The following is a 2,611-nucleotide window of genomic DNA, read 5'->3' on the forward strand; positions in this document are numbered from 1 at the left end:
GTCCGGGCCGTCCAGCCCGTCGGCCGGGTGCCCAGCCCGTAGGCTGGGGCCGACCGGCCGGAGGGAGCAGGCGGATGGAGCGGCAGGAGGTGGCCAACACCGTGTCGGGCGCCACGGTGGGCGGCCACGTGGTGCAGGCCGGGAGCATCGGGGCGCTGCACCTGCACCAGCCGCGGGCGGTGCCGAGGCCGCATCAGATCCGGTCCCCGCACGGCCCGTTCGTCAACCGGGAGCCGGAACTCGCCGCGCTGACCGAGGCCTTGGGACGGGTCGTGGAGGGCGGACTCGGGGTCGTGGTGTTCACCGGCCTCGGCGGGGTCGGGAAGACCGAGCTGATCGCGAGGTTCACCGAGGAGCACCGGGAGCACTTCCCGGGCGGGGACCTCTACGCCGACCTGAAGGCCTACCGGCACCAGGGCGGGGTGGACCTCCCCGAGCTGCTGGCCGGATTCCTGCGCGCCCTCGGCACCGAGCCCCCGGCCGCGGAGGCCGAGCGGTTCACGGCGTTCCGCACCGCCACCGCCGAGCGCCGGTGCCTGTTCTTCCTGGACAACGTCGAGCACGCCGCGGAGGTCCGTGCGCTGCTCCCGGCCTGCGGGCTGGTGGTGGTCGCGAGCCGGCGGCGGCTGCCCGCGCTGCGGACGGACGGCGCCGTGGTGCGCCGGCTCGGCCCGCTGAGCGCGAGGGCGGGCGCCGAGCTGGTGCGCGGCTGGGTGGGCCCGGGGCGGGGCACCGACGGGGAACTGGCGGAACTGGTCGAGCTGTGCGGCGGGCTGCCGCTCGCGCTGAACGCGGTCGGGAGCCAGCTGCTGGACCGGGACCACCTGCCGGTCGGCCGGGTGGTGGCCGAACTGCACGACCGGGAGGGCAGGTTGGCGATGCTGGAGGACGAGGAGAGCGATCTCGGCGCGACCTACGACCTGGTCTACGAGCGGCTGTCGGCGCCGGGCCGGGCGCTCTACCACCTGATCGGCGTGCACCCCGGCCCCTTCGTCTCCGCCGAACTGGCGCGTGCGGTCGGCGTCGAGCTGGCCGGGCAGGCGATCGGGGAGCTTCGGGGCGTCCACGTGCTGGACGAGGTGGTGGACGGCGACCGCGAGGACCGCTTCCGGGCCCACGACGTGGTGCGGCTGCACGCCTACGGCCGGACCCGGGAACTGGCCGGCCGCGGGGAACTCCTCGCCGCCGTCGTGGCCTACTACCGGGGCCGGGCCTCGGTCGCCGACCGTGCGATGGCCGGGAGCAGGCTCCGCCTGCAGGACCCGAGCGGCGACGACCTGCCCCGCTTCGCCTCCGACACCGCGGCCCTGGAGTGGCTGTACGCGGAACGGGCCAACTTCCGCGCGGTGGTGGAAGAGGCGGCCCGGCAGGGGTGGCACGGCGAGGTGTGGCGGCTGTGCGAGTCGCTCTGGCTGCTGTACCACGACCGCAGGCTCTACCAGGACTGGATCGCCACCCACCGGCTCGGCATCGAGTCGGCCCAGTGGGACAACCAGCCGGCCGCCGTGGTCCGGATGCGCAACCAGCTCGCCCGGGCCCACTTCGACCGCAAGGAATACCGGCTCGCCGCCGAGCAGTTGGCGCTCGCCGCGGAGCAGGTCCCGCTGGTGACCGACCGTCGGGTGGTGGGGGTGCTCCACGAGACGGACGGTCTGCTCTGCCTGGCCGACGGCCGCCCGGGCGACGCGGTGCGGCGGTTCACGCTGGCCCTGGCGGCGAACCGGGGCGACGAGCACGGCGAGATCGTCCAGAGCTACAACCTGGCGCAGGCGCTGATCGCCGACGGCCGCGCGCAGGAGGCGCTGGCCCGGCTGGCCGAGGCCACCGCGCAGGCCGAGCGGACGCGGGACGAGGACATGCTGATGAAGCTGCCGCTGGTCCGCGCCCGGGCCCACCGGGCGCTCGGGCAGCCGGAGCTCGCCGCCGCCCACGCGGGCGACTGCGCCCGGCGGGCCGAGGAGCGCGGCCAGTACGCGAAGGAGGCGCAGGCCCACACCCTGCTGCTCGCCCTCGCCGAGGAGCTGGACGACGCGGAGCTCGCGGAGCGCAGCCGGGCGCGGCTGCGGGAGCTGCCGGAGTAGCGCCCTTCTCAGGGTCCGGTGCGGAAGGACACCCGGGTGCGGTGCTCGCCGGTGCGGACGGTGAGGCCGTGCCGGGGAAGGCCGGCCGGGTCGCCGCCGTCGGCGAGCCAGCAGGCCACGGCGGAGCCGAGCAGCAGCGGGTCGACGGCGGGGTCGGGGCAGGTCCAGTCCGGTTCGGCGCGGGCCTCCAGTAGCAGGCCGCCGCGCAGTCGGAGCAGGTGGCGGGCCGGGCCGAGGGCGGCCACCGCGACGGCGAGGCCGGGGAGTTCGGCGGCGGAGTCGGCGAGCCAGCGGGCGGCGGGGCGTTCGGCGTGCACCTCGGTGCGGGTCAGGACCTCGGCGGTGTAGCGCAGGGCGTCGCCCGGGTGCTCGTCGGTGAGGGCGTGGAAGCCGCGCGGGGCGTGGTCGTGCGGGTCGAAGGGGTAGCGCCGCAGGCTGACCTCGATGCCCTCGCTCCGGCCCTCGACGTCGTACGCGGTGGGCCGGTCGACGGTGCCGGGGCACGGGGCCGGCCTGGGGTAGGGCGGCAG

Annotated in this window: 1 protein-coding gene and 1 pseudogene; one reads left to right on the forward strand and one right to left on the reverse strand. The window is 76.4% G+C overall.

Annotated elements, in window-relative coordinates; translation table 11 throughout:
* Positions 1 to 74 precede the first annotated feature (74 nt).
* A complete protein-coding gene (locus ACIQOV_RS36635) occupies positions 75 to 2,081 on the forward strand; it encodes an AAA family ATPase (protein WP_401055122.1) in 2,007 nt (668 codons plus the stop codon).
* Positions 2,082 to 2,089: 8 nt separating this feature from the next.
* On the opposite strand, the pseudogene ACIQOV_RS36640 reads toward ACIQOV_RS36635, so the two are convergent.
* Positions 2,090 to 2,611, reverse strand: a pseudogene (locus ACIQOV_RS36640) (hypothetical protein); the annotation flags it as partial.

Source organism: Kitasatospora sp. NPDC091257, assembly GCF_044757675.1.
GTDB classification, from domain to species: Bacteria; Actinomycetota; Actinomycetes; order Streptomycetales; family Streptomycetaceae; genus Kitasatospora; species Kitasatospora lactacystinica.